General features: G+C 74.0%; 19 protein-coding genes and 1 pseudogene. 11 read left to right on the top strand and 9 right to left on the bottom strand.

Annotated features, from left to right (window positions below):
• Positions 1-36: 36 nt before the first annotated feature.
• Positions 37-630: an ATP-binding protein gene (locus ACFYNS_RS01860; RefSeq protein WP_360296546.1), complete on the bottom strand. Its 594-nt coding sequence runs from the start codon at positions 628-630 to the stop codon at positions 37-39.
• 144 nt (positions 631-774) lie between these two features.
• The gene (locus tag ACFYNS_RS01855) at positions 775-1,086 is read right to left on the bottom strand and encodes a hypothetical protein (protein WP_360296544.1); all 312 of its coding nucleotides are present in this window, start codon (positions 1,084-1,086) and stop codon (positions 775-777) included.
• 154 nt (positions 1,087-1,240) lie between these two features.
• On the opposite strand from ACFYNS_RS01855, the gene ACFYNS_RS01850 reads away from it, so the two are divergent.
• Complete coding sequence (locus ACFYNS_RS01850; RefSeq protein ID WP_360296542.1) at positions 1,241-2,380, top strand: PLP-dependent cysteine synthase family protein; 1,140 nt, start codon at positions 1,241-1,243, stop codon at positions 2,378-2,380.
• Between the two features lie 163 nt (positions 2,381-2,543).
• Here ACFYNS_RS01850 and ACFYNS_RS01845 read toward each other — a convergent pair whose 3' ends face one another.
• The gene (locus tag ACFYNS_RS01845) at positions 2,544-3,401 is read right to left on the bottom strand and encodes a DeoR/GlpR family DNA-binding transcription regulator (protein WP_360296539.1); all 858 of its coding nucleotides are present in this window, start codon (positions 3,399-3,401) and stop codon (positions 2,544-2,546) included.
• Positions 3,402-3,623: 222 nt separating this feature from the next.
• Here ACFYNS_RS01845 and ACFYNS_RS01840 point away from each other — a divergent pair, with 222 nt between their 5' ends.
• Entirely contained in the window at positions 3,624-6,107 is a 2,484-nt protein-coding gene (locus tag ACFYNS_RS01840; protein WP_388600086.1) for a hypothetical protein, read from the top strand.
• Here the strand turns inward: ACFYNS_RS01840 and ACFYNS_RS01835 are convergent.
• Positions 6,077-8,557: a right-handed parallel beta-helix repeat-containing protein gene (locus ACFYNS_RS01835; RefSeq protein WP_388600084.1), complete on the bottom strand. Its 2,481-nt coding sequence runs from the start codon at positions 8,555-8,557 to the stop codon at positions 6,077-6,079. The genes ACFYNS_RS01840 and ACFYNS_RS01835 overlap by 31 nt on opposite strands.
• 183 nt (positions 8,558-8,740) lie before the next feature.
• Positions 8,741-9,343, bottom strand: coding sequence for a hypothetical protein (locus ACFYNS_RS01830; protein ID WP_360296533.1), 603 nt, complete (start codon positions 9,341-9,343; stop codon positions 8,741-8,743).
• Positions 9,344-9,835: 492 nt separating this feature from the next.
• On the opposite strand from ACFYNS_RS01830, the gene ACFYNS_RS01825 reads away from it, so the two are divergent.
• The 5 genes from ACFYNS_RS01825 to ACFYNS_RS01805 all read left to right on the top strand — a co-directional run bounded on the left by ACFYNS_RS01825 (position 9,836) and on the right by ACFYNS_RS01805 (position 16,327).
• Positions 9,836-11,248, top strand: a complete 1,413-nt coding sequence (locus ACFYNS_RS01825) for a family 2B encapsulin nanocompartment shell protein (protein ID WP_360296530.1) — start codon at positions 9,836-9,838, stop codon at positions 11,246-11,248.
• A 108-nt stretch (positions 11,249-11,356) separates the two neighbouring features.
• The gene (locus ACFYNS_RS01820) at positions 11,357-12,742 is read left to right on the top strand and encodes a family 2B encapsulin nanocompartment shell protein (RefSeq protein ID WP_388600079.1); all 1,386 of its coding nucleotides are present in this window, start codon (positions 11,357-11,359) and stop codon (positions 12,740-12,742) included.
• Between the two features lie 191 nt (positions 12,743-12,933).
• A complete protein-coding gene (locus ACFYNS_RS01815; protein ID WP_388600077.1) occupies positions 12,934-14,280 on the top strand; it encodes a GAF domain-containing protein in 1,347 nt (448 codons plus the stop codon).
• A 92-nt stretch (positions 14,281-14,372) separates the two neighbouring features.
• Complete coding sequence (locus ACFYNS_RS01810) at positions 14,373-15,896, top strand: aldehyde dehydrogenase family protein (RefSeq protein ID WP_360296521.1); 1,524 nt, start codon at positions 14,373-14,375, stop codon at positions 15,894-15,896.
• Positions 15,897-16,024: 128 nt separating this feature from the next.
• A complete protein-coding gene (locus tag ACFYNS_RS01805; RefSeq protein WP_388600289.1) occupies positions 16,025-16,327 on the top strand; it encodes a DUF779 domain-containing protein in 303 nt (100 codons plus the stop codon).
• Positions 16,328-16,407: 80 nt separating this feature from the next.
• Here the strand turns inward: ACFYNS_RS01805 and ACFYNS_RS01800 are convergent, their stop codons facing one another.
• Complete coding sequence (locus ACFYNS_RS01800; protein WP_360296515.1) at positions 16,408-17,070, bottom strand: DUF6643 family protein; 663 nt, start codon at positions 17,068-17,070, stop codon at positions 16,408-16,410.
• A 399-nt stretch (positions 17,071-17,469) separates the two neighbouring features.
• Between ACFYNS_RS01800 and ACFYNS_RS01795 the strand changes: the two genes are divergently transcribed.
• Entirely contained in the window at positions 17,470-18,870 is a 1,401-nt protein-coding gene (locus tag ACFYNS_RS01795; protein WP_388600075.1) for a TerD family protein, read from the top strand.
• Positions 18,871-18,925: 55 nt separating this feature from the next.
• Here the strand turns inward: ACFYNS_RS01795 and ACFYNS_RS01790 are convergent.
• A pseudogene (locus ACFYNS_RS01790) lies at positions 18,926-20,074 on the bottom strand (glycosyltransferase).
• Positions 20,075-20,208: 134 nt separating this feature from the next.
• Here ACFYNS_RS01790 and ACFYNS_RS01785 point away from each other — a divergent pair.
• The 3 genes from ACFYNS_RS01785 (at position 20,209) to ACFYNS_RS01775 (ending at position 22,388) form a co-directional block, all read left to right on the top strand.
• Positions 20,209-21,018 carry an aspartate/glutamate racemase family protein gene (locus tag ACFYNS_RS01785; protein ID WP_360303730.1) on the top strand — a complete coding sequence of 270 codons (810 nt, stop codon included), beginning with the start codon at positions 20,209-20,211 and terminating at the stop codon, positions 21,016-21,018.
• 189 nt (positions 21,019-21,207) lie between these two features.
• On the top strand, positions 21,208-21,825 hold the full coding sequence (locus tag ACFYNS_RS01780) for a hypothetical protein (protein ID WP_360298252.1): 618 nt from the start codon (positions 21,208-21,210) through the stop codon (positions 21,823-21,825).
• A gap of 65 nt (positions 21,826-21,890) precedes the next feature.
• Entirely contained in the window at positions 21,891-22,388 is a 498-nt protein-coding gene (locus ACFYNS_RS01775) for an NUDIX domain-containing protein (protein WP_360298253.1), read from the top strand.
• 94 nt (positions 22,389-22,482) lie between these two features.
• Here ACFYNS_RS01775 and ACFYNS_RS01770 read toward each other — a convergent pair whose 3' ends face one another.
• On the bottom strand, positions 22,483-23,979 hold the full coding sequence (locus tag ACFYNS_RS01770; protein WP_388600072.1) for a M28 family peptidase: 1,497 nt from the start codon (positions 23,977-23,979) through the stop codon (positions 22,483-22,485).
• A gap of 66 nt (positions 23,980-24,045) precedes the next feature.
• Entirely contained in the window at positions 24,046-24,810 is a 765-nt protein-coding gene (locus tag ACFYNS_RS01765) for a cytochrome P450 (protein ID WP_388600070.1), read from the bottom strand.
• Between the last annotated feature and the right edge of the window lie 169 nt (positions 24,811-24,979).

Below are 24,979 nucleotides of genomic sequence, written 5' to 3'. Positions count from 1 at the left end.
GGCCGGGAGACCGTACCGGCCGCCGGTTCCGCCTCCTCAGCCCGCTGTCGCCGGCTCCACCTCGGCCGGTGGCGGCACCGGGGCCGGACCGGCGGCCGGCTGCTCGGGTGCGGCGCCGTCCCGGGCGGCACGGCCCGTACGGCCCCGGCCCCGCGCGGCCGGCTCCGGGGCCGGAACCGGCAGCGAGAACCACACGGTCTTTCCCGAACCGTCGGGCCGGGCCCGCACTCCCCAGCTCTCGCTGAGCGACGCCACCAGGGCGAGGCCGCGCCCGCTGGTGGGCAGCGGCTCGTCGGACGCCGCGCCGCGGACCCGCGGCAGCCGGGGGTCGTGGTCGTGCACCGAGACCGTCAGCCGGTCCCCGACCAGGGACAGTTCCACGGTGCAGTGCTTGTCGGCGGGAGCCGGGCCGGCGCCGCCGCCCCGGGGATCCGCGTGCCGGTGGACGTTGGCCAGCAACTCGGTCAGCAGGAGGGCCGCGACGTCCAGGACGGCGTCCAGCCGCCAGTACCGCAGCTGCGCGGAGACGATTCTTCGGACCTGCCCTATGCGCGGGGGCAGCGCCTGGAACTCCACGGCGCAGTGCCGCGCCGGGGCCGGTGCAGGGGTGCTGCTCGGTGGACTGATCACGACTGTGACTCCCTCACGAGGGGCCGCCGGTGGCGGGGACGGATCACATGTGATGTGCGCTACAGAGCCAGGATGGGAGCGGACCGGCCGAGGTGCAAACGCACTGCGACGATCCGGTCACGGAACGGCGGTAGGCGGGCGTGTTCACCGGCCCAGCACGCCGCGCTCGGCGGCGGCCTTCGCACGCGCCGTCCGCAGGGCCGACAGCAGACCCTCCCGGTGCTGCTGGCCCAGGCGCAGCAGATAGCTTCTGCCGCGCAGCGTCGCCGGCACCTGGTCGCGCAGCCCGTAGCCGCTGATCCGCACCTCGTCGACCGGTGCGCTGTCGATCTCGCTGCCGTAACTGGTCAGCAGCACCAGCTCCCCGTCCCGCACCAGCACATGGCCCGCCCGGGTGAGGGAGCGGAGCATCCGGCTGATCCCCACTCCAGTCGCGTCGAACTCCGGCTCCGCCACTGCACACCGCCTCCCACCGGCTCCCACCGGATCTGCCCAGCGAGGTACCGGGGTACCCCCGGGCGGTGCGCGTACACCCCCGGAGAGCCCAACCCCTTGCCAGGAGCATGCCCATGTCCGCCGCTGTCTACCGACCCCCCTCTATGATCGGCCTGTGAGCACCACCGAACCCGCCCCTCCCGTCCCCGCCCTCCCCACCCAGGACGTGGACCGCAGCGACTCCGACCGCCGCGGCTGGCTGAAGGAGGCGGTACGCAAGGTGCGGGCCGAGAGCGGCCGCAGCGCCGACACCCACCTGCTCGCCTTCCCGCTGCCCGAGGAGTGGGGCGTCGACCTGTACCTCAAGGACGAGTCGACCCACCCCACCGGCAGCCTCAAGCACCGCCTGGCGCGCTCGCTGTTCCTGCACGCGCTGTGCAACGGCTGGATCCGGCAGGGGCGGCCCGTCATCGAGGCGTCCAGCGGCTCCACCGCGGTGAGCGAGGCGTACTTCGCCAAGCTGATCGGCGTCCCGTTCATCGCGGTGATGCCGCGCACGACGAGCAGCGAGAAGACCCGGCTGATCGAGTTCCACGGCGGCACCTGCCACCTGGTGGACGATCCGCGTACCGTCTACGAGGTCTCGGCACGGCTCGCCGCGGAGAGCGGCGGCCACTTCATGGACCAGTTCACCTACGCCGAACGGGCCACCGACTGGCGGGGCAACAACAACATCGCCGAGTCCGTCTACCAGCAGCTCGCCGGGGAACGGTACCCGGAACCGGCGTGGATCGTCGCCACCGCCGGAACCGGGGGCACCTCGGCGACCTTCGCCCGCTACATCCGCTACATGCAGTACGACACCCGGGTCTGCGTCCCCGACCCGGAGAACTCCTGCTTCTTCGACGGCTGGACGCGCGGCGACCCGGAGGCCACCAGCGACTGCGGCTCCCGGATCGAGGGCATCGGGCGGCCCCGGATGGAGCCCAGCTTCGTGCCGGCCGCCGTCGACCGGATGATGAAGGTCCCGGACGCCGCCAGCGTGGCCGCCGTACGGCAGCTGGACCGGGTGCTGGGCCGCAAGGCCGGCGGGTCCACCGGCACCGGGCTGTGGAGCAGCCTGCGGATCGTCGCCCGGATGCTGGCCGACGGCGAGCAGGGCAGCGTCGTCACCCTGCTGTGCGACCCGGGCGAGCGGTATCTGGACAAGTACTACGCCGACTCCTGGCTGGCCCGGCAGGGCCTGGACATCGCTCCCTACACCCGCACCCTGGAGCGGTTCCTGGCCTCGGGGGAGTGGGCGGAGCCGCACTAGCCGCCCCGCCGCGGGCCCGCAAGGCGGCGCGGGGACCCCAGACCCCCCGGCGGCCAGCGGAGCGCCGCACCGGTCCGCAGACGGGCCGTGCGCAGCCCCGCGGGGCGCCGGCCGAGCGGTGCCGTCTCCCGGCGTGGCGCGCCGGGCGGCCGCGGGTCCCGGCTCAGAGCGTGCCCGCGAAGCCCTCGCCGTCCTGCTCGCCGGCCACCACCAGCTCCGGCAGCCGCTCCTGGATCTCCTCCCGCGCCGCCGGCGGCAGCCCGCTGTCCGTCACCAGCGCGTCCACCTGGTCCAGCGAGGCGAACGAACTCAGCCCCACAGTGCCCCACTTGGTGTGGTCCGCGACCACGATGACCCGGCGGGCCGAGCCCACGAACTGCCGGTTCGTCTCCGCCTCCGCCAGATTCGGGGTGGAGAGCCCGGCCTCCACCGATATGCCGTGCACCCCCAGGAACAGCGCGTCGAAGTGGAGCGAGCGGATCGCCGCGTCCGCCACCGAACCCACCAGCGAGTCCGAGGGCGTCCGCACCCCGCCCGTCAGCACCACCGTCGCCGCGCCCGGACGGCTTCCCGCGGGCCCGGCCCCGGCGCCGCTCCGCTGCGCCGCGTGGAAGACGTCGGCGACCCGCACCGAGTTGGTGACCACCGTCAGGTTCGGCACCTCCAGCAGGTGCCGCGCCAGCGCGAACGTCGTCGTACCGCCCGAGAGCGCGATCGCGGTGCCCGGCTGGGCCATGGTGGCCGCCGCTCGCGCGATGTCCTCCTTCGCGCTCAGCTCCAGCGAGGACTTCGCCTCGAACCCCGGCTCGTGCGTGCTGGCCTCGGCGACCGGAACGGCGCCGCCGTGCACCTTCTCCAGGGCGCCCTGCCGGGCCAGCGCGTCCAGGTCGCGCCGCACCGTCATGTCCGAGACCGACAGTTTCCTGGTCAGCTCGTTGACCCGGGCGCCGCCCCGGCGCCGCACCTCCTCCAGGATCAGCGCGCGCCGCTGTTCGGCGAGGAGGTTCTGGTTGTCGCTCACTGCCGCTGTCTCCGTTCCTTTCGCGACCGGGTGTCGGGGCTGTGGGGAGGCCTCCGGTCGGCCCATCCTCCCACGCGCGCCACAGCCGCGCCGCTGTCTCGATCGAGCCCCGCGTACCCCGCTTTCACCCGTGGGGGGCTGGCACGGCGCAGCGCGGGCAGTGATGCTGGCACCGGCCGACACGAAGCTGACACACCGTTCGGGGGAACCGGGGGAAGCACAGTGCCGACAGACCATGCACCCAGCGGCGCACCCGGCGACGCGCCGGGCCTCGCCCTGGAACTGCTCGTACACGGAGTGGGCGGGACGACCGCCGCCGAGATGCTCGGCGACCCGCGCACCGAACGCGTCACCGGGGACGGCACGGCGGCGATCCACCGGCGCACCGACGACACGTACGCCGAGCAACGCCCGGGGGACTACACGGGCAGAGCGGTACCGGAGGCGTACTGCTGGTCGAACCTGACCTCCGGCAACGGTGCCCGCGCCCTGTGGCTGATCCTGCTGCCGTTCATGGTGGCCAACCTGGCCCACTGGACCCGGCCCGCCTCCCGGGGCCGTGCCCGCACCGTACGGCTGCACGGGCTGCTGGTGCGGCTGCTGGCGCTCTCCCTGACCGTGCTGCTGGTCGCCGCGGCCTGCGAGGTCGCACTCGACCTGGTCGCCTGGCAGTGCGCAGGGGCCGCCCGCTGCGCCGGGGAACGCTCCTGGCTGGCGTTCCTGACGGCGCCCGAGGAGCCCGCGGCCCCCGGCAGTTGGTGGAGCCAGCCGGGCCGCCGGCTCGCCCTGGCCGCCGTGCTGCCCGCTGCCGTGACCGCCCTGCTGTGGTGGCTCTCGCACCGCACCTGGAGCGCCTACGAATCCCAGCCGCCGCTGGAGCGCACCGTCCCCGAGGACGCCCCCGCGGCCGAGGGGCGGCCACCGCTGTCGCTGCCCGGCTTCTGGTACGGCAAGCGCCTCGTCGCCCGGCTGCGTGCCGCGCACACCGCTGCCGGGTTCCTGACCGTCGCCGCCGCGCTCACCGCCGCCACCGCCCGGCACGACCGGGCACCCGGCGGCAGCACCGCGCTGGACCTGTCCGGACGGCTGCTGACGGGACTGGTGCTGGCGGGAGCCGCCGGGGTGCTGTTCGTCGTCTGCGGCCGGGGCCGCAAGGAGACCGAACCCGACGACGGCGCCGACTCGCTCGCGGTGCGCGGGCTGCCCGTGGCCTCCCTCGCCGTCCTGCTGTCGGCTGTCGTGCACACCGGCTGGAGCCGTCCGGAATGGACCTCCGGCGGCACCCTCCCCGGCGACGAGACGTTCAGCATCCTCGCGGTGCTCCAGGGCACACTCGTGGTCGCGCTCGGCGTGCTGGGCCTGCGACTGCACCGCCGCACGCGCGTCCCCCGCACAGCGCTGCACGGGACGGCCTCCGGATGCGTGGCGATGCTCGCCTGCTCGCTGGGCGGTGTGCTCTCCGGCGGGGTCTGCCAACGGGTCGGTGACTGGCTCGACGGCCCCGGTGCGTCCGGCGGCAGCGGCGGCCGCATCGCCGGCCCGCCGACGATCCTCACCTGGCAGGCGTCCATCATCCCCGTCCTGCTGGCCCTGGTGCTGCTGCTGGCGGGCTGGTCCGCCGTGCGCGTGTGGCGCGAGACCCGGCGACTCACCGACGACGTGGCGGCCGGGTACCCCGCATCGCTGCCCGACCCGTCCCGCTCCCGCCGGATCGCCGCCACGATCGCCCGTGCCGGACTCACCGACCGGGCACCCCGGCTGGTGGCCGCCGTCGCCGCCGGCACACTCGTCATGGGCGGTGCGGCCGTGCTCGGCACGCTGCTGACCGGCCAGGTTCCCGGGCGCGCTACGGACGGGGCCCCCAGCGTCGTCGCGGGGTCCGCCGACGCCGTGCAGGCCCTCGGTTCCTGGCTGGTCGGGTTCGCCTTCGTCCTGCTGCTGGCCTGGGGCCGCCGCGCCTACCGGGACGCCTCGGCCCGCCGCACCATCGGCATCCTGTGGGATGTGGGCACCTTCTGGCCGCGCTGCGCCCACCCGTTCGCGCCGCCCTGCTACGCCGAACGCGCCGTGCCCGACCTGGCCTGGCGGATGGCGATGTGGACCGACCGGCGGCCCGAGCGGCGCCTGGTGATCTCCGGCCACTCGCAGGGCAGCGTCCTGGCGGCAGCGGCGGTCTGGCAGCTGGACCCCGGTACCCGCCGCCAGGTCGCGCTCCTCACCTACGGCTCACCCCTGGAACGGCTCTACGGGCGCTGGTTCCCCGCCTACTTCGGGCCGCACCGGCTGGCCGCCCTGCACGGTGATCTGGAGTGCTGGCGCAACCTGTGGCGGCTGACCGACCCGATCGGCGGCCCGGTGCGGCCCGAGCGCGCCGGTGCTCCCGAGCCCGGACCGCCCGAAGCGTGCGTCGGAGTCGACCGCGGTCCGCTGCGCGACCCCGTCGCCTACGGCCGCACCCGCGAGCTGCCGCTGCCCGAACCGATCCTGGCGCACGGGGACTACCAGGCGGACCCGGCCTTCGCCGAGGAGCGGGCCGGGCTGCTGGCCCGCCTCGCGGACCGCGCGCGGCGGACTGTCGCGGCCGGCGCGTCCCCGTGCCCGCCGCAGAACGCGGACCGGCGCCCCGGCCGGCAGCCGGACCGGCGGAGGTCCGGTACGGCCGGCCCGCCGGCTGCTCAGCCAGGGCCGGGCAGATCCGAGGGGTAGAGCAGGGTGAGGTCCTCGGTGCTCGGGTCGGGAAGCTGCGCGACCCGGCCCGCGTGCCGCTCGACCATCGCCTCGAAGGTCTGCCGCGCGGTACGTCCGTTGCCGAACGAGGGGCCCTTGGGAAGCTGCCCGAAGTACTCCAGCAGCGCCTGCCGCGTGCCGCCGCCCAGGTGGTACTCGTGCTCCTCGGCCTGCTGCTCGACGATGCTCAGCAGCTCCTCGGGGGCGTAGTCGCCGAAGGTGATCGTCCGGGAGAAGCGCGAGGCCACACCGGGGTTGGCGGCCAGGAAATGCTCCATCTCGGTGGTGTAGCCCGCCACGATGACCACCACGTCGTCCCGGTGGTCCTCCATCAGTTTCACCAGGGTGTCGATGGCCTCGCGGCCGAAGTCGCGGCCCGAGTCCTGCGGGGCGAGCGCGTACGCCTCGTCGATGAACAGCACACCGCCCTTGGCCTTCTCGAACGCCTCCTGGGTGCGCAGCGCAGTGGACCCGATGTGCTCGCCGACCAGGTCCACGCGGGAGACCTCCACCAGATGCCCGCGGCGCAGCACCCCCAGGGAGTGCAGGATCTCGCCGTAGAGGCGGGCCACCGTGGTCTTGCCGGTACCGGGCGACCCCGTGAAGACCAGGTGCCGCCGTGCGGACGCCGCCTTCAGCCCGGCACGCTGCCGTCTGCGGCCGACCTCGATCATGTCGGTGAGCGCCCGGACCTCGCGCTTGACCGCGTCCAGCCCGACCAGCCCGTCGAGTTCGCCCAGCACTTCCTTGGCGGGGCGCGGTTCCTCCTCGTCCGCGCTCGCGTCGGCGGTGCCGTCGCCGGGTGCGGCGGCCGCCGGTGCCGTTGCCGACGACGGGCTCTCCGAGCGCTGCCGGGGCACCGCGGCCTGCGCGGTCAGCAGCCCCGCGGAGCCGTCGGCGGGCGGGGCGGGCGAGACGGGAGCGGGGGAGGGCGCGGCGGGCGTCGCGGTGACCGCGGTGGCGCTCTCGTCGCTGCTGCAGTCCTCGACGGTCGGGCCCTCCTCGGCGAACTCGTAGCCGCCGCGGGTGCACCGCTCGGTGCGGCAGCGGCGCAGCGTGGTGCGGCAGCCGTCGATCACGTGGAAGCCGTAGCCGCGCGAGCCGGACACCCGGCAGTTGTGGAACGTCCCGCGTCCCTCGGCGGACACGTAGAACCCGGCCTCGCCGGAACCGCTGACCGTGCAGCGCTCGATGGTGGGATCGGCGCCCTTGGTGACGATCACGCCGGTCGCCGCCTGGTCGATGGTGCAGCCGTTGAGCACCCCGCCGCTGCCGTGGTCGCGGAACCAGGCGCCGGTGGCGGCCTTGCTGATACGGCAGTCGTCCAGTTGCACGACCGCGCCGTCGCTCACCGAGACGGCGGTGCCGCGCACCTGGGAGAGGTCGCTGTCCAGGACGTCGGCGCGGGAGCCCCGGTCCAGGACGAAGAGCGCGTCGGGCACCGAATGCACCCGGCAGGTGTCCAGTACCGCGGTGGCACCGTCGCTGACCCACACCGCCGGGTAGTCGCCGGTGCTCTCGTGTATCTCGCAGCCGTTGGCGTCCGCGCGGGTTCCCGGGTCCCACACCGACAGGCCGTTGCGGCCGAACCGGCGCACCGTGGAGCGGGTCAGGGTCAGCACGGAGCGGGACCGCAGGTCGACCGCGTTCTCCGGGATGTCGTGGATGTCGCAGTCGGCGAGGGTGAGCACGGCGTCGGTGTCCAGGGTGACCCCGTCGGTCGAGGTGCGGTGCACCCGGCAGTCGGTGAAGTGCCCGCTGGCGCGCCCGGCGACGCGCAGGCCGCTGCCCTTGATCTCGTACACCTCGCAGCCCAGCGCCTCCAGCGTGCTGCCCTCTCCCTGCAGCGCGATGCCCGCGCCCGAGGCGAGGTGCACCCTGCAGTGCGCGAGCCGCGGCCGGGCGCCGTCCCGCACCAGGACACCGGACTGGCCCGCGGCCACCACCTCGCACTCCTCGAAGACGCCCCCGGCGCCCCCCGTGATGCTGAAGCCGATCCCGGCCGGGTTGTCCACGGTGCAGCGCCGCACCGTGGGCCGCGCGCCGCCGCGCACCTCGATCCCCGAGGCCGAGCGGGTCATCACCCGCAGCCCGGCCAGTTCCGGTGCCCCGTCCTCCACGAGCACCGCGGGCACGGCCGAGTCCTGGCCCTCGATCTGCAGATCCTGGACCAGCGCGGCGGACCGTACGGTGAGCGCCACCCCGTCGGCGGGGGCGATCCGGACCGGTCCGGAGCCGCCGCGTTCGGGGCCGCGCAGGGTCACCATGCGCTCGATGACCAGGTTCTCCCGGTAGGTGCCGGGTGCCACGGTGAGGACGTCGCCGTCGCCCGCCGCCTCCAGCGCGGCGGACAACGACGCGTATTCGCCCGTGCGCCGCCGCCACCGCGACGTGCCGCTGTGCGTCACCTGGACCGAGCCCTGTGCCATGGAGTGCTGTGCCCCAACCTCGTGCGTGCGGAGATGCGTTGCGCCGGTCGCGCGGAGCACTGCGTGCGCTGTCCGGGCCGGCCGCACCACCGTAGCGTGCGCTGGTGCTCTGCGGTGACGGGTCCGACCGAGTGACCGGCGCGGACACCCGTTCGGAACGGACATGCCGGGAAGGGGTGTTTGTCAGGTGCTGGTTCCGGTGCGGCCCCAGTCGGGACCGATGCGCACCCACTCCTCGTCCCAGCGCGCGTACCGGCGCCGCAGCACCAACCGTACGGTCAGCCGCCTGGCGGCCTCCAGCCCTCCGGCGGTGAGCGCGCCGATGGCCAGGCCGGCCAGCAGTGAGTAGGAGCGGGCGCTGTGGGCGCTCATCGGACGGGAGGTCAGACGCCCGTGCGCGTCCGTCCATACCGGGAAGCTGGCGCCGGGCTCCACGGGGTGGCGGAGTACGACGATGCCGGTGTGCGGGGCGCCGTCCGGCCCCTCCCACCGCGCCGTGATCCGATGGCGGTTCTGCGCCCCGGCGCCGGTCTCGGTCTCGGAGTCCAACGGCGGCAGGACCGTCACGTGCTGGACCGTCGCCGGGATCCGCGACCGCTGGTGCTGCTGCTCGTGTGCCGTGCGCAGCAGTGCCGCGTGGGCGGTCTCGGCGGCGGCCCACCCCGCCAGCGGGGCGGCGAGAGCGATCAGCAGCACGGCACACAGGGCCAGCCATGCCTCCCGGCGGTCGGTGCGCCGGTACAGCGGGTTCCTCCGCCAGCGCCACAGACCGGCGACAGTGCGCACCGCTGCACCCCCTCTCGCCGTTCGTCCACCGGGTGCGGTACCCGCACGAGAGGAGGCGTCGAGCCCCGGGCCGTACAGTTCACCGGCTGCCGTGCGACCGGCTGCCGGTTCTTCGGGTCCGTCGGTCCCCTCTCCGTCCTCGGGCTGGTCGCGGGCTCGTGCGTTCCCCTCGTGATCCGCTGAGTTTACTGAGTGGCATTCGACTGCCGGACACCGGGCACGGGTCGGATGTGTGTGCGCCCGCTTTTTCCGCACATCTGCTCGGGCCGAGGGGCGGAAAGGGGCGCGATGCTGGGTGGATGTCGCACACGGTGAGATCGCCCGAGGAATCGTCACGCTCGGTGAGAAAATTTGGTGATCTTACCCGCGAATCGCGCGGGCATTCGGGGCGTGCCCATCTCTTTCGGGCGATTGCCGCTTCCTCGGCGGCCCACTTAACTTCGTTGCGCATCAGGCCATATGACGGCGCATCACAAGGATTGGCGGTGTCGGATGACGACTGCGGCGGAGCGGAATTCCGGAAACGGGAATGCGGACCAGGCGCAGCAGAGTCTCGCCACGGAAGCGGCACGGAATCTCGCGACCACCACGAAGACGCCCCCGCAGATGCAGGGAATCACCTCGAGGTGGCTGTTGCGGGCCCTGCCGTGGGTGCAGGTGACAGGCGGCACCTTCCGGGTGAACCGGCGGCTGTCCCACACGCTCGGAGACGGCCGGGTGGAGTTCGTCTCCACCGGCGCCGAGGTCCGGGTCATCCCGTTGGAGCTCACCGAGCTGCCGCTGCTGCGCGGCTACGACGACCACGCGGTGCTGGAGACCCTCGCCGACCGGTGCGAGCAGCGCGACTTCCGCCCCGGCGAGGTGATCCTGGAGGAGGGCCGGCCCGCCGACCGGCTGGTACTGATCGCACACGGCAAACTGCGCCAGTCGGTCCGGGGCCGGTACGACGAAGACGTCACCCAGGGCGTGCTCGCGGACGGCGACTTCGTCGGCGACCAGCTGATGACCGGCGAGACGGGCACCTGGGACCGCACCCTGACCGCACTCACCAGCGGTACCGTCCTCACCCTGGAGCGCAGCGCGTTCGACGCCGTACTGGCCGGCGCCGACTCGCTCCGCTCCCACCTGGCATCCGCCGGCGCCCTCCTCCCCTCGCAGCGCACCGAGGACGGCGAGTCCGCGATCGAGCTGGCGTCCGGACACGCGGGGGAGGCGCCGCTGCCGGGCACGTTCGTCGACTACGAACTGAGCCCCCGCGAGTACGAACTCGAAGTCGCCCAGACCGTGCTGCGCGTCCACACCAGGGTCGCCGACCTGTACAACCACCCGATGAACCAGCTCGAGGAGCAGCTCCGGCTCACCGTCGAGGCGCTGCGCGAGCGCCAGGAACACGAACTGGTCAACAACCGCGAGATCGGCCTGCTGCACAACGCCGGGACGCGGCAGCGCGTCCACACCCGCTCCGGCCCGCCCACCCCGGACGACCTGGACGAACTGCTGGCCACCGTGTGGAAGGACCCCAGCGTCATCCTCGCCCACCCCAAGGCGATCGCCGCGATCGGCCGGGAGTGCAGCAGGCGCGGGCTCTACCCGCAGTCCGTCGACCACGAGGGGCACTCGGTTCCCGCCTGGCGCGGCGTCCCCATCCTGCCCTGCAACAAGATCCCGGTCACCCCGCAGGGCAGCACCTCCGTCCTGGCGATGCGCACCGGCGAGAAGGCCCAGGGGGTGGTCGGACTCCACCAGACGGGGATTCCCGACGAGTACAGCCCGGGGCTCTCGGTCCGCTTCATGGGGATCAACGAAAAGGCCGTCATGTCGTATCTGGTGAGCGCCTACTACTCCGCGGCCGTCCTCGTGCCCGACGCGCTCGGAATTCTCGAGGACGTCGAGATCGGCCACTGACCCGTGCCCGGGGCATCGGTCCCCGGCCCGGAAAGCCGTCCTCGCGGTGACCGGGAAAGCGTCCTCAGGAAGAACAGGCAGTCGGAAACACCAGGAAAACGGGCATACATGACCACGCATCCCGAAGAACTGCGGCAGGACCGCGCCAGCCTCTCCACGGCGGCCGCGCGCAAGCTCACCACCACGACCAAGACACCGCCCCAGATGCAGGGGATCTCCCCGCGCTGGCTGCTGCGCGTCCTGCCCTGGACGGAGACCACCGGCGGCACCTTCCGCGTCAACCGGCGGCTCACCCACACCCTGGGCGACGGCCGGATCGAGTTCGTCTCCACCGGCGCCGAGGTCGACGTCATCCCCGCCGAGCTGCGGGAGATCCCGCTGCTGCGCGGCCTGGCGGACGAAGCGGCCCTGCGCGCCCTGGCCGACGGCTTCGTCCAGCGTGAGTACGAGCCCGGCGACGCACTGGCCGTGCGCGGCGAACCCACGGACGAAGTGCTGCTGATCGCGCACGGCCGGGTCGTCAAGGAGGCCGCCGGGCAGTACGACGACGAGATCGAACTCGGCGTCATCGCCGACGGCGACCACGCCGGGGACCAGACCCTCACCCCGGACCCCGGCAACTGGCAGCAGACCCTGCGCGCCACCACGCGCTGCACCGTGCTGGCGCTGCCCCGCGAGACGTTCCGGCGCACGGCCGACGCCTCCCCGGCGCTGCGCCACCACCTCGACACCGTTCTCACCCGCACCCTGCCCGCGCAGAACCGGCGCGGCGAGGCCGACATCGCCCTGGCCTCCGGCCATCTCGGCGAGGTTCCGCTGCCGGGCACGTTCGTCGACTACGAACTGAACCCGCGCCAGTACGAGCTGGCCGTCGCCCAGACGGTACTCAGGGTGCACAGCCGGGTCTCCGACCTCTACAACGACCCGATGAACCAGGTGCAGGAGCAGTTGCGGCTCACCGTGGAGGCGCTGCGCGAGCGCCAGGAGCACGAACTGGTCAACAGCCGGGAATTCGGACTGCTGCACAACGCCGACCTGACCCAGCGCATCCGCTCCCGCACCGGCGCCCCCACGCCGGAGGACCTGGACGAGCTGATCTCACGCCGCCGCAAGACCCGGTACCTGCTGGCGCATCCGCGCGCCATCGCCGCCGTCGGCCGGGAGTGCAGCAGCCGCGGCATCTACCCCGAGCGGGTCCAGGTCGAGGGCACCACGGCACACGCGTGGCGGGGCATCCCGCTGCTGCCCTGCGACAAGATCCCGATCCGGGCGGACGGCACCACCTCGGTGCTGGCCATGCGCACCGGGGCGGAGGACCAGGGCGTCATCGGGCTGCACCAGACCGGGATCCCGGACGAGATCGAACCCTCCCTGAACGTGCGCTTCATGGGCATCGACGAGCGGGCGCTGGTCTCCTACCTGGTGAGCGCCTACTTCTCGGCTGCTGTCCTGGTGCCCGACGCGCTCGGCATCCTGGAGGACGTCGAGGTCTGACCGCGCCGGGGAGCGCCCGCGGCCCCGGCGGGGCAGCCGGGCGGCGCGCGGGATGCCCCGCCCCGGACGCCCGGGCCGCCGGCCGGACCATCCGCCCGGCGGCCCGGGCACGGCCGTACCCGGCGGCGGCCCGCGGCGCGGAGTGCGCCGGAGCCGTTGTCTGCGGCCCTGACCCGCTGCACGATGACGGGGTGCGCAATCCATGGCTGGCACTCGAGGCCGGTGCCGACGCGGTCCAGCGGGCCGGGCAGTTGCGCCGGGCCCACGAACGATTCCTGACCGGCGGCACCGTCGCCGCGCCCGTCCGCGACGTGGTGGCCGACTCCTGGCGCCGCTGCGCCGGGGCGCGGCTGGCCCCCGAGAGCATGGCGGGTGTCGAGATGGACGACGCCGGGCTGGCCCGGCGCCGGGACGCCCACCCGCTGGCACGGGCCATGCCGCTCTTCCGTGAACTGCTGGGCACCATCGCCGAGGACGGGGCCCATCTGCTGTCCGTCTGTGACGAGCAGGGCACCATGCTCTGGGTGGAGGGCCACCGGCAGGTGCTGCGCCGTGCCGAGCGGATGAACTTCGTCCCCGGCGCCCGGTGGTCCGAGCGCGCCAGCGGCACCAACGCGCCCGGCACCGCCCTCGCGGTCGACCACGCCGTCCAGATCTTCGGCGCCGAGCACTACTGCCGCCCGGTGCAGTCCTGGACCTGCGCCGCCGCGCCGGTGCACGATCCGCGCACCGGACGGGTCATCGGCGCCGTCGACCTGACCGGCGGCGACCACCTCGCGTCACCGCACAGCCTCGCCCTGGTCCAGGCCACGGCCCGCGCGGCCGAGGCGTGCCTGGCCGCTCCGGCAGCGGACCCCCGCGCGGGCGGGCCCCCGCTGCCGCCGGACGTCTGCACGCTCGCCGTCCTCGGCCGGGACGAGGCGCTGCTGCACACTCCGGAGACCCGCGCGTCCGGCCGGCCGCTGCGACTGGGGCGGCGGCACAGCGAGATCGTGCTGCTGCTGGCCGCGCACCCCGACGGGCTGACGGGTGAGGAGCTGGCACGCGAACTGTACGGTGAGCGCGACGTGCATCCGGTCACGCTGCGCGCCGAACTCTCCCGGCTGCGGCATCTGCTGGGCCCGCTGCTCGACTCGCGGCCCTACCGGCTGCGGGATCGCCCGCACACCGACTACGACACCGTCGTCGACGCGCTCGCCGCGGACGACCCCGGTGCGGCCCTGGACGCCTGCAGCGGTCCGCTGCTGCCGGCCTCGTCGGCTCCCGGAGTGCTGCGGCTGCGCCGGCTGCTGGAGCAGCGGCTGCGCCGCCGGCTGCTCACCCGTCCCGAGCCGCGGCTGCTGGAGCGCTGGCTGTGCACCGCGGCCGGGGAGGAGGATCTGGAGATGTGGGAGGCCCTGCACACCGCACGCCCCACGCCGGGCACCGCGGCACGGGTGCGGGAGCTGCGGGCCGCCTACGGGCTGCGGCCGCCCGATCCCGCGGCGGGCGGCGCCGGGAGCAGGCACGCAACGTATCCGCAACGTCCCCGCAACTAACCTCCCCGCAACGTCCGCCCACCGCCGGGCGGGCCGAGGACGCCTGCGTACACGCCAGGACGCCGTGTGCGCCGAGCACAGGGAGGCAGAGCATGAGCCGCTACGCCGCACCGGGAACCGACGGCGCGCTGATGAGCTACCAGCCGCGCTACGACCACTGGATCGGCGGCAGCTACGTCGCTCCGAAGCAGGGCGGATACTTCGAGAACCCCACCCCCGTGACGGGCGCCGTCTTCACCGAGATCGCCCGCGGCACCGCCGAGGACGTCGAACGGGCCATCGACGCAGCCCACGCGGCGGCACCTGCCTGGGGCCGTACGCCGCCCGCCGAGCGCGCGCAGCTCCTCAACCAGATCGCGCAGCGGATGGAGGCCCACCTGGAGGAGCTGGCCGTCGCCGAGAGCTGGGAGAACGGCAAGCCGATCCGGGAGGCGCTGGCCGCCGACATCCCGCTGGCCATCGACCACTTCCGCTACTTCGCCGCCGCGATCCGCTCCCAGGAGGGCTCGCTCTCGCAGATCGACGAGGACACCGTCGCCTACCACTTCCACGAACCGCTGGGCGTGGTCGCGCAGATCATCCCGTGGAACTTCCCCATCCTGATGGCCGCCTGGAAGCTGGCCCCCGCGCTGGCCGCGGGCAATGCCGTCGTGCTCAAGCCCGCCGAGCAGACCCCGGCCTCCATCCACTACTGGATGAGCCTGGTGGCCGACCTGCTGCCGCCCGGTGTCGTCAACATCGTCAACGGCTTCGGAGCCGAGGCGGGCAAGCCGCTGGCCGCCAGCGCCCGGGTCGCCAAGGTGGCCTTCACCGGGGAGACCACCACGGGCCGGCTGATCATGCAGTACGCCTCCGAGAACCTCAAGCCCGTGACCCTGGAGCTGGGCGGCAAGAGTCCCAACATCTTCTTCGACGACGTCTCGGCCGCGGACGACGACTTCCTCGACAAGGCTCTCGAAGGCTTCACCATGTTCGCCCTCAACCAGGGCGAGGTGTGCACCTGTCCCTCGCGCGCGCTCATCCAGCGCAGCCACTACCGCGGCTTCCTGGACGCCGGCGTCGCGCGCACCGAGGCCATCGTGCAGGGCCATCCGCTGGACACCGACACCATGGTGGGCGCCCAGGCGTCCAACGACCAGCTGGAGAAGATCCTCTCCTATCTCGACATCGGGCAGCAGGAGGGCGCCCGGGTGCTCACCGGCGGGGCCCGCGCCGAACTCGGTGGCGAGTTGGAGGGCGGCTACTACGTGCGGCCCACCGTCCTGGAGGGCGGCAACGGCATGCGCGTCTTCCAGGAGGAGATCTTCGGGCCCGTGGTCTCGGTGACCGGGTTCGAGGACTTCGACGATGCCGTGCGGATCGCCAACGACACCCTCTACGGGCTCGGCGCCGGTGTCTGGACCCGCGACGGCGCCCGCGCCTACCGGGCGGGCCGTGCCATCCAGGCCGGACGGGTGTGGACGAACTGCTACCACGCCTACCCGGCGCACGCCGCGTTCGGCGGCTACAAGCAGTCGGGCATCGGCCGGGAGAACCACCAGATGATGCTCGACCACTACCAGCAGACGAAGAACCTGCTGGTCAGCTACGCGCCGCAGAAAATGGGCCTGTTCTGATGGAGGCCCGGCCGCAGGGTGCTCCGGCGGGGCGGGGTGCGGACGGTGCTTCGGCGCGGCGGAGCGCGGACGGCGGTACGGAGCCCGAGCGGGTCGCCGTCACGCCGGCCGCCGCCGAGCTGCTGCGGATGCTGACCGGCAAGCACGGGCCGCTGATGTTCCACCAGTCCGGCGGCTGCTGCGACGGGAGCAGCCCCATGTGCTACGAGCGCGGCGAGTTCCGCACCGGGGATTCCGACGTCCTCCTGGGCGAGCTGCGGATCGACGGCGTTCCGGATCCGGTGCCGTTCTGGATGTCGGCTGCCCAGTTCGCCCACTGGAGCCATACCCATCTGACCGTCGACACCGTCCCGGGCAGGGGCAGCGGCTTCTCCCTGGAAGCCCCCGAGGGAGTGCGCTTCCTGATCAGGTCCCGGCTGCTGGAGGACTGAGTACCGGGGCCGTCCGCGTGCACCGCCGTCTCCCCAACGGCGGTGCACGCCTGCGGCACCGGTGCGGTGTGCGGGCCCGCTCAGTAGCCGCGGCCGGGGTACTGGTAGCCGTCGTAGGGCTCCTCGTACTGCCCGGGCATCTGGCGGGGTGCGGCCGGCCGCGGCGCCACCGGGCGCATGTACTGCGTGGCCTGGTTGTGCACCGCCTGCTGCTGGTACTGCTGCACCTGGACCTGGGGCTGACCCTGCTGCTGCATGGGCTGCTGCGGCTGCGCCGGGCCCCCCGGCCCCGGGTAGCCGTAGCCGCGCTGGGCCTGCTGCGGGATGTGCGGTGCCGGGGTGTGCTGCAGCGGCACCGGTCCGCCCTGGCCCGCGCCGCCGCCTCCGGGCGGGAGCGCGGCGGGCGCCTGTCGCATCGGCTGCTGGCGCATCGGCGCCTGCTGCGGGGCGGGCTGCGGCATCTGCGGCTGGGGCGCGGCGGCCGCCGGGTAGCCGTAGGACGGCGGCGGTGCGGAGTACTGCAGGGAGCCGGGCTGCTGGGGTGCTGCCGGGCCCGAGGGCAGGGCGGGTGGCAGCGCCGCGAGCGCACTGCCCGTGCCTCCCGTGTCGTAGGCCGACGGCACCCGGATGGGAGCGATCTGCGGCGTGCCCCGCTCAGCGACGAGACTGTCGTAGATCGGCGTCTCGGGGTAGGAGGGTGCAGCGTAGTAGCCGCCGCTGTAAGAGCTGCGGGGGGAGGTCATACTCATAAGTTAAGCCCAAATTCGGCATCGGCACTAGAGAGGTGCGGAAGGAACGCCTACGCCTTCCCTGTCGGCGCAGGCAGGAGCCGGTTTTCGCCCCATCGGAGGCAGCCGCGCCAGGGGCGCACGCGGGAGAGCCCGAACAGGGCGAATACCCCCCATGCCGACCACGATGACGGCTGATCAGGCACAGGTGCATGGCTTGTTCCCGCCTGTCCCTGGTGCGGGCGCGCGGGAGGGGAAGCTGACAGAAGCATAAGCCCACCGGCTAGGACATAGAACGCCCATACCTCTGCCAGATGTTCGAGCGAGAGTCGGGGTGAGGGGGCTTCGGCAGCGGTGGCGCGGTGCAATAGGTTGGGAAGCGGTACGCAGGAACCGAACCCAGGGGGAGTGGCCATGACGATGCGCAAGGGGACGAACGTCCCCGTACCCGCCACGGCGGTGCGGGTCGAACTCGGCTGGTCGTCCGGCCCCCTCGTGCCGGACGTCGACGCCTCGGCGCTGCTCCTGACCGAGCAGGGCAAGGTCCGCTCCGACGACGACTTCGTCTTCTACAACCAGCCGCGGCACTCCTCCTCCGCCGTCCGGCACGAGGGGAAGAACCCGATAGGCGCCGCCTGCACCGACGAACTGACCGTCGAACTGGACAGTGTCGAAGCGGACATCACGCGCATCGTCGTCGCCGCCTCGGCGGACGGCGGCAGCTTCGGCCAGGTCCCCGGCCTGTACGTGCGGCTGCTGGACGCGACCGTCGGCGGACCCTCGTCGGGCCAGGAGATCGCCCGCTTCGATCCCACCGACGCGGCGGGGGAGACCGCGTACCTGCTCGGCGAGCTCTACCGCCGGCAGGGCGCCTGGAAGTTCCGCGCCGTCGGGCAGGGCTACGAGAGCGGACTGGCCGGGCTGGCCACCGACTTCGGCATCAGCGTCGACGACTCCGCGCCCGCCGGCAGCACGCCCACCACGGCCGGCACCGGCACCCCGCCGCCGGACCCGAGCAGCGCTCCGACGCCGCACGTCCCCGCACCGCCCGGCGTGCGGGCCCCGCAGGTGCCCCAGGTCTCCGCGCCCGCCGCACCGGCCCCCGCCACGGCGCCGAGCGCGCCTCCCGCGGCGCCTCCCGCGGCGCCGCCCGCGGCCACCGGGTCCGCACCGGTGCGGCTGACCAAGGTGACGCTCACCAAGGAGGCGCCCTCGGTCTCGCTCACCAAACAGGGTGGCACCTCGGGCGCGATGCGGGTCAACCTCAACTGGACCACCCAGGCCCAGCCGCCGAAGGGCCTGGCCGGGCGGCTGACCCGGGCCATGGGCGCCCTCACCGGCCCCGACCTGGACCTGTGCGCCCTCTACGAACTCGCCGACGGACGCAAGGGCGTCGTCCAGGCCCTCGGCAACTCCTTCGGCTCGCTGAACCGGCCGCCCTACATCCACCTGGACGGCGACGACCGGACCGGCGCGGTGGAGACCGGCGAGAACCTCACGATCAACCTCGACCACGCCGCCGAACTCCGCCGCATCCTCATCTTCGTCACCATCTACGAGGGAGCCCGCAGCTTCGCCGGGCTGCACGCGACCGTCACCCTGCAGCCGCAGCACGGCGCGCCGGTCGACTTCTCCCTCGACGAGTGCACCGTCCCCTCCACCGTCTGCGCCCTCGCCCTGATCAGCAACGAGCGGGGCGAGCTGATGGTGCGCCGCGAGGCCCGCTACCTCGTCCCCCGGCGCGGTGTCAGCCCGCAGCGCACCGTGGACGAGGAGTACGGCTGGGGCATGCAGTGGACACCGGGTCGCAAGTGACGGGCCCCCGGGCCGCGCTGCGGTGATCCGCCCGCGCTCTCGGGAAGCCGCGCCCTCAGGAGTAGGTGCGGCCCTTCCACGCGGCTCCCCGGCCCCGGTGGTGCTGCACCGCCGAGTCGACCGTCATGGCCAGATACAGCGCCGCCGTCACCGGCAGCAGCGGCGCCAGCCACACCGGCTGTCGGTAGTAGTGCAGGATCGGCACGTACGAGAGGGTCATCGCCAGCCATCCGGCTCCGGCGACCGGCGAGCCCGCGCAGGCCCACACCGGCGGCACCAGGTAGATCAGCACGAGCCCCGGCACGGTGCCCGTGAGCAGCAGCGGACTGTTGCGCAGTTGTGCGTAGGCGCTGCGCGACACCATCCGCCACAGCGGCTCCAGCCCCGTGTACGGGCGCACACTGCGCACCCGGTCGCCGAGGCCCAGCCAGATCCGGCCGCCCGAACGCTTGACGGCGCGGCCCAGCGAGACGTCGTCGATGACCGCGTCCCGGATGGCGTCCGGCACCTGGGCGCGGACCGCGGCCGCGGTCCGCAGCAGCGCACAGCCGCCCGCCGCCGCCGCGGTGCGGGCGCCGGGCCGGTTGACCCGGCGGAACGGATAGAGCTGCGCGAAGAAGTACACGAAGGCCGGCACGATCAGCCGCTCCCACCCCGTGCGCACTCGCAGCCGCGCCATCTGCGAGACCAGGTCGAGCTGCCCGCCCAGCGCGGCGTGCACCAGGCGGCGCAGCGAGTCCGGTTCATGCGCGATGTCCGCGTCGGTCAGCAGCAGGAACTCCGGCTCCACCGGGTCGCGGCGGGCGTGTCCGATGCCCTGCCGCACCGCCCACAGCTTCCCCGTCCAGCCCGGCGCGGGCTCGCCGGACTCGAGCACCGTCAGCGGCGGACCCTCCGGCGCCCGCGCCGCCAGCTCCCGGGCGACGGCGCCGGTGCCGTCCCGGGACCCGTCGTCCACCAGCACGATCCGCGTCCGCCCCGGGTAGTCCTGGGCCAGCAGCGTCGGCAGGGTCAGCGGCAGCACTTCCGCCTCGTCCCGGGCGGGAACCACGACGCACACGGCGGGTCAGTGGGCCGGCTCCGGCCCGCCCGGGCGCGGCAGCCTGACATCGGTCCGCCAGAAGAATCCCTGCCCCAGCAGCAGCCACGCCCACGTGGCCAGCGAGGCGAGCGGAACGGCCGAGGTCCAGGTGAGCGCGCTCATCGTGCGGAGTCTGCCGTACACCCGCCCGCGGCGGCGTTCCGCCGCGCGCCGGACGCGGAACCGTGTGCACGGACCGTTGCCCGGGGCAGCGGTGGCCGGGGGCGGTCTTCGTCCGTGAAGTACAGTTCCTCCACATGAAGATCGCGCTACTGGACTCCGGTATCGGCCTGCTGCCCGCGGCCGCGGCGGTGCGCCGCGCACGCCCCGACGCCGAGCTGGTGCTCTCCTCCGACCCGGACGGACTGCCGTGGGGGCCCCGCGACGGCGCGGACATCGCCGCGCGTGCGCTGGACTGCGCCCGCGCCGCCGCCCAGTACCGCCCGGCCGCGCTGATCGTCGCCTGCAACACGGCCTCGGTGCACGCGCTGCCCGCGCTCCGTGCCGAACTGGAGCCCGGACTGCCCGTGATCGGCACCGTCCCGGCCGTCAAGCCTGCGGCGGCGGCCGCCGTGCGCACCGGAGGGCGGATCGCCATCTGGGCCACCCCCGCCACCACCGGCAGTCCCTACCAGCGACGGCTGATCGAGGAGTTCGGGAACGGCGCCGACATCACCGGAGTGCCCTGCCACGGACTCGCGGACGCCGTGGAGAGCGGCTCCGAAACCCTGATCGCCGACGCCGTGCGAGCGGCCGCGGAGCGCACTCCCGCGGACGTGGCGACGGTCGTGCTCGGCTGCACCCACTACGAGCTGGTCGGCGGCCGGATCCAGGAAGCGCTGCGCGGCACCCGCGCCGAGGGTCCGGCGCTGTACGGTTCGGCCGCCGCCGTCTGCGCCCAGGCGCTGCGCCGCGCCGGCGTCAGCCCGAAGCCGGACGCGGCGCCCACCGGAGAGCTCACCGTGCTGCACAGCGGCAGGACGGCCGCCCTGCCGGACGCGGCCGTCGGCTACCCGGAGGGCCGACTGCTGGTCGCGGGGAGCGTCACCCCCGCCGCGCGGGCCTGACCGCCCGTCCCGGGGCGGCCGCGGGCCGCTCCCGGGACCGGTTGCCGCGGGTGCGCCCGCCCGGGGTGCGCCGGACCTGGGCCCGCGGGGCCCGGGGGCCGCTGCGGGCCGGGGCCCGGTCCGGTTCCGGGTGCCTGACACGGCCCGCTCCGGCTGCCGGCGCGGGCTCCCGGGAGTACGCTGCCGAACATGAGTGACCGTCCCCGTGACGGCGCCGCATCCGCCCAGGGCGGCGCCGGACCACGCGGCGAAGCCGCCCGCCGCCCCACCCCCGAGCCTTTGCGGCACGTCGTCCCCCCGCCGGGCGCGCAGGTGTGGACCGGGCGGGCCAGCAGCCGGCTGCAGTGGGCTCTGGCCGCCTTCGGTGCCGGATGCCTGGCGCTGGGCATCGATCTCGCGGTGGACATGACCTGGCCCGGTGGGGCCGTGCCGCGGATCATGTCCGTCGTCGGCTGTGTCGCCGTCGGCCTGCTCGTCCTCTTCGGCACCCTGGCCTTCGTCCACGTCGAGGTGAAGGTGGAGAACGACACGCTGGAGGTGCGGTGCGGGCACGCCGGTGTGCCGCGCCGCCGCATCCACCTGCGCGACGTCGTACACGCCGAGCACGCTCCCCGCGTCACCCCGCGGCACTGGGGCGGCTGGGGCTACCGCTGGCGGCCCGAGAAGGGCACCGCCGTCGTCATCCGACGGGGGGAGGGGCTGGTGCTGCGGCTGGGCGACGGCCGGCTGTTCACCGTCACGGTGGACGACGCGGAGGCGGCGGTCCACCACATCCGCACCCGGCTGCACGCGCTGCGGGCGGCCTGACTCCCGCGGGCCGCCCGCGGCCGCCTCGATCGGCGCGCGGACCCGGCCCGGCTTAGGGTCGGAGCATGGCGACTCCCGACTACATCCGCGACCTGCGGCGCTCCGCCGGTCACCAGCTCCTCCACCTGCCCGGCGTCAGCGTCATCGTCTTCGACGACCGGGGGCGGGTGCTGCTGGGGCGGCGGGCCGACACCGGCCGGTGGTCGGTGATCGGCGGCATCCCGGAGCCCGGCGAGCAGCCGGCCGACTGCGCGGTGCGCGAGGTGCAGGAGGAGACCAACGTCCGGTGTGTGGCGGAGCGTCTGGTCGGGGTGTACGCGCTGGACAAGCCCGTCACCTATCCCAACGGGGACATCTGCCAGTTCATGGACATCGTCTTCCGCTGCCGGGCCACCGCGGCGGCGGCGAGTGCCGTGCGGGTCAACGACGAGGAGTCGCTGGAGGTCGGCTGGTTCGGACTCGACGAGCTGCCGTCGATGAAGGAGTACGCGCACTTCCGCATCAAGCAGGCTTCCCAGGAGGGACCGGCCTCCTTCACCGCGTCCCCGGACGCGGCGGGCTGACGGGCGGCCGCCCGACGGCTGCGGCCTGACGGCCCCAGGCCACACGCGGTCACCTGCGGAACCCGGCCACCGGGTCCCGCAGGTGACCGCCGCGCTACCCGGCGGCCCGGATCCCGCGCACGCCGCCGTCCCTGAGAGCCAGTTCGCCCAGGACCCAGGCCAGCGCGCGGGCGTTGGTGTCCAGCGCCGTCCGGTCGATGGCCGCCAGCCGGTCGCACGGCTGGTGGTAGCAGGGATCGAACATCTGCCCCGCCGTGCCGCCGAAACGGGCCTGCTGCTCGGGGGTCTTCACCTGCAGGTTGCCCCCGTCCAGCCCGCCGACCGGGATGCCCGCCTCCTGGAACACCAGGTGGTCGGAGCCGATCGCGCCCGGATCCTGCCGCTCGAAGGGCAGTCCGCGCCGCTCGAAGTACCCGGCGAACAGCTCGGCGATCCGGTGGCTGCCCCCGGTTCCCGGGTCCCATACGAAGCGCCCGTAGTTGGACGGGGCGAGCAGCTCCGCGTTGAGGACGGCGGCGATCCTGCCGCGCTCGGCGGGCGAGAGGTGGTCGACGTAGTAGCCGGAGCCGACGTCGATGAGTTCCTCGGCGCCCCACCACATGAACCGCACCTTGTTGCGCACCCGGTCCTGGTGCGGTGCCAACTCCAGCGCCGTCTGCAGCACGGTGGCGGCGGTGGAGCCGTTGTCGTCGATGCCCGGCGCCTCCGGCACGCTGTCGAGGTGGCCGCCCATCACCACCACGTCGTCCGGATCGCCGCCCCTGGTCTCGGCGATCAGGTTCACCGTGGTGCGCCGGACGTCCTGTCCGCGCAGTGTCAGCCGCACCCGGGCGCCGTCGTGCGAGGCGGCCTGCCGCGCCAGTCGTTCGCCGTCGGTCTGGGAGACCATCCCCATGGGGATCACGAAGTTCTCCCGGGGCAGGCCCATCAGCCGGTAGTTGTTCCGCGGCGACGGGGTCGGGTAGTACATCACCACCGCCCGCGCGCCGACCTGTGCGGCCACCTGCTGCTGATGTCCGAAGCCGCAGGCGTCGCGGGCCAGTACGACGACCGCCCCGCGCGCGGCCACACCCTCGTAGTCGGACGCCGCGCACCCTGTCTTCCCGCGGGGCGGCGCGACCACCCGTGCGTCGAGACCGGCCGCGGAGGTCGACGGAGTGAAGCGGGTCATCAGGACGGGCACATTCCGGCCATCGCCGCTCCCCGTCCGCACCGACAGCCGCTCCTTGGCGATGTCGAAGTCGGTGTAGGGCACCCGCTGTCGCTCGACCCGGTACCCGGCGGCTGCCAGCTTGCCGGCCACGTACCGTACCGAGCGGGTGAATCCGGGCCGGTTGTAGCCCCGGTTGCCGCCGCTGGCATCGGAGATCCGCTGGAAGGCCCGCAGATGGCGGGCCACGTCCCGGCCCCGCACCCGGTCGGCCAACTGCTCGGGGGAGAGGGCGGCCCGGCCGGTGGCGGCGGTGCCGGCCGGTGCGGAGGAGGGCAGCGGCGCGGCACCGGCCTGCGGCGCCGACAGGCAGGCCAGCGACAGCGCCGCAGCCGCGGCGAGTCCCAGGGTGTGGCGGAGCGGACGGTCGAAGACGGGCACGGGCTTTCCCTTCGCACGGCGGTCCGGGACGTTCCGCGGAGCCGGGAGACAGCTGCGGCTCGGGGTTCAGAAGGAGGCAGCCGGCTCGCTCACGGCGACCGGCAGCGTGCGCAACCCGCGCAGCGTCGCGGTGGGTTCGTACTCCGCGGGCCCCTGGGGCCGGAAGCCGATCCCGGCCGTGTGCAGGGCCGAGAGCACCGCACGCAACTGCAGCGTGGCCAGCCCCGCACCCAGACAGGCGTGCGCGCCCCGGCCGAACGCCAGATGCGCTCCCTTGCGCCGGGTCAGGTCCACCGCGTCCGGGTCGGCGAAGACCTCCGGATCCCGATCGGCTGCGCCCAGCAGCAGCACGACCACCTCGCCGCGCCGGATCCGCTGACCATTCAGCTCGCTGTCGGCCACGCAGGCCCGGGCGTCCGCCTGTACCGGCCCGTCGAGCCGGAGCAACTCGTCGACGAGTGGATCCAGCGCGTTCTCCGCCATGGCGCGGTCCAACAGCGCGGGGTCGTCCACCAGCCGTGCGAGTGCGTTGCCCAGCAGTCGGCTGACCGACTCGTACCCCGCGTGCAGCACGCCTCGCAGCGAGTTGGTCAGCACCGCCTCGGACACCTCCGGGGCCTGCGCGCGGGCTGCGCGGGCGGCGCAGAGGAAGCCGTCCTCGTCGGCGGTCTCCAGCCACCCGGAGACCATCCGGCTCAACTCGGCCCTGGCCTTGATGCCCGGTTCGGCGCGTTCCGGCTCCAGCCCCGCGTCCATGCCGCGGACGATCGCGTTGGACAGCTCCTCGAACCAGGGTCCGTCGGGCGGCGCGACGCCCAGGAAATCGCACATCGTGTGCAGCGCGAGCGGGCGGGCGAATCCACTGACCAGGTCGACGGAGCCGGCGCCGCGCAGCCCGGCCAGGCGGCCGGGGGGGGGGGGGGGCGCGCGGGGGGGGGGGGGGGGGGGGGGGGGGGGGGGGGGGCCGGGGGCGGCGCGCGGGGGGGGCGCCGGCGGGGGC

Source organism: Streptomyces sp. NPDC006925 (assembly GCF_042869575.1).
Classification (GTDB): Bacteria; Actinomycetota; Actinomycetes; order Streptomycetales; family Streptomycetaceae; genus Streptomyces.
The sequence above is the reverse complement of the archived record's forward strand: the minus strand, read 5'-3'. Positions and strand labels throughout refer to the sequence as shown.

Bases quoted from the DNA above. Each gene is read 5' to 3' on its own strand.
- ACFYNS_RS01765 (WP_388600070.1), bottom strand. From the start codon at position 24,810: ATGTGCGATTTCCTGGGCGTCGCGCCGCCCGACGGACCCTGGTTCGAG.
- ACFYNS_RS01800 (WP_360296515.1), bottom strand. From the start codon at position 17,070: ATGACCTCCCCCCGCAGCTCTTACAGCGGCGGCTACTACGCTGCACCC.
- ACFYNS_RS01835 (WP_388600084.1), bottom strand. From the start codon at position 8,557: ATGGCACAGGGCTCGGTCCAGGTGACGCACAGCGGCACGTCGCGGTGG.
- ACFYNS_RS01785 (WP_360303730.1), top strand. From the start codon at position 20,209: ATGAAGATCGCGCTACTGGACTCCGGTATCGGCCTGCTGCCCGCGGCC.
- ACFYNS_RS01780 (WP_360298252.1), top strand. From the start codon at position 21,208: ATGAGTGACCGTCCCCGTGACGGCGCCGCATCCGCCCAGGGCGGCGCC.
- ACFYNS_RS01775 (WP_360298253.1), top strand. From the start codon at position 21,891: ATGGCGACTCCCGACTACATCCGCGACCTGCGGCGCTCCGCCGGTCAC.
- ACFYNS_RS01825 (WP_360296530.1), top strand. From the start codon at position 9,836: ATGACGACTGCGGCGGAGCGGAATTCCGGAAACGGGAATGCGGACCAG.
- ACFYNS_RS01810 (WP_360296521.1), top strand. From the start codon at position 14,373: ATGAGCCGCTACGCCGCACCGGGAACCGACGGCGCGCTGATGAGCTAC.
- ACFYNS_RS01795 (WP_388600075.1), top strand. From the start codon at position 17,470: ATGACGATGCGCAAGGGGACGAACGTCCCCGTACCCGCCACGGCGGTG.
- ACFYNS_RS01820 (WP_388600079.1), top strand. From the start codon at position 11,357: ATGACCACGCATCCCGAAGAACTGCGGCAGGACCGCGCCAGCCTCTCC.
- ACFYNS_RS01805 (WP_388600289.1), top strand. From the start codon at position 16,025: ATGCTGACCGGCAAGCACGGGCCGCTGATGTTCCACCAGTCCGGCGGC.